This window comes from Paracoccus aestuariivivens, from assembly GCF_009711225.1.
Taxonomy (GTDB): Bacteria; Pseudomonadota; Alphaproteobacteria; order Rhodobacterales; family Rhodobacteraceae; genus Paracoccus; species Paracoccus aestuariivivens.
The window spans coordinates 1-1,737 of sequence record NZ_WMIE01000057.1 but is presented as its reverse complement, the minus strand read 5'-3'; the positions used below and the strand labels follow the sequence as shown (position 1 = coordinate 1,737).

General features: G+C 65.1%; 1 pseudogene. It reads left to right on the top strand.

The window, feature by feature from the left end:
* Nucleotides 1-117 precede the first annotated feature (117 nt).
* Nucleotides 118-1,613, top strand: a pseudogene (locus tag GL286_RS22020) (IS3 family transposase); the annotation flags it as partial.
* Nucleotides 1,614-1,737: the final 124 nt, after the last annotated feature.

Sequence of the window (1,737 nt, the reverse complement as noted above, 5' to 3'; positions counted from 1 at the left end):
CCCCCGATGTCAGGAGAGTTGTCACCCGTTCTCGATCTGAAATGATAGATTTGGCGGGCGGGATAGGACGACGACTTGGGTTACTCACCGGAACGAAAGGCAGCGGTTCTGACGAAGATGCTGCCGCCGAACAACATGCCTCTCGGGCAGCTCTCGCGGGAGGAGGGGATTTCCTACGCGACGCTGGCGAAATGGCGCACTGATGCGCGGGCGAAGGGGCGATTTTTGCCCGATGCCCACGCCACGCCGGAAGGCTGGAACTCGCGTGACAAGCTGGCGGCGGTGATCGAGACGGCTTCGATGAACGAGCATGATCTGGGCGAATATTGCCGCCAGCGCGGGCTCTATGCCGAGCAGATCAAGGTCTGGCGCGAGGCCTGCGAACGGGCGAATGACTGGGACGAGGCCGCCACGCATCGGATCGCGCGCGAGACCCGGGACGACAAGAAGCGGATCAAGGACCTCGAGCGCGAGCTTGCGCGCAAGGAAAAGGCTCTGGCCGAGGCGGCAGCGCTGATGATTTTACGAAAAAAGGTCGATGCGATCTGGGGCCGCAGGGACGGAGAGGACGCATGACCTCTGCCACAGATCGCCGCGAGATCCTTGCCCTGGTCGAGGCGGCCGTCACTGACGGCGCCCGGCGTGCCGCCGCCTGCGCGGAGCTGGGGCTGCATCAACGCACGCTCGGGCGTTGGCAGGACCCGGAGGGCGTGCTCCACGAAGATCGCCGCCCCTTTGCGGAACGCCCGCTCCCCGCCAATCGCCTGAGCGAGGCCGAGCGGCAGTCGATCCTCGAGACCTGCAACCTGCCCGAATTCGCCAGCCAGCCGCCCAGCCAGATCGTGCCGTGTCTCGCTGATCGGGGGCAATGGATTGCCTCGGAATCGAGTTTTTACAGGGTGTTGCGCGCGGCAGGCCAGAACCATCGCCGGGGCCGCGCCCGCAGGCCCTCCAAGGCGAAACCGCCGAACAGTTTCGAGGCCAAGGGACCGTGCCAGGTCTGGAGCTGGGATATCACCTGGCTACCCGGCCCGATCGCGGGCAAGTTCTTCTACCTCTACCTGATGCTCGATATCTGGAGCCGGAAGATCGTCGGCTGGGAGATCCATGAGTGCGAGGCATCGGAAAACGCTGCCGCTTTGCTCGAACGCACCATCTGGGCCGAGAAATGTGTAACGCGGCCCCTTGTTCTGCACGCCGACAATGGCAGTCCGATGAAGGGCGCGACCATGCGGGCGACGATGGAACGGCTGGGCGTCACCGCCTCCTTCAGCCGCCCGCGGGTCAGCAATGACAATCCCTTCTCGGAGGCGCTGTTCCGGACCTGCAAATATCGGCCCGACTGGCCCGCGCGCGGCTTTGCCTCGACCGAGGAGGCGCGGGCCTGGGTTCAGGGGTTCGTTTGCTGGTATAATGGCGAAAACCATCACAGCGCGATCCGTTTCGTCACCCCCGAGGCCCGGCATCGCGGCCAGGACCGCGACATCCTCGCGCAACGCGTCCAGGTCTACGAGGCAGCTCGCGCGGCCAATCCCGCAAGATGGTCAGGCCGCACGCGCAATTGGCAGCCGATCGGCTCGGTCTGGCTGAACCCCGAGCGACCCGATCCGCGCGGCGATCACCATGGGGCCGACGACGCGCTCAACCACAAAGCTGGCGGAGGAGGCCCCATGGGCGGCGACGAAAAACGCGCGGCCTGAAAACGAAGACGAGTGACAACTCCTTTGACAAACACCG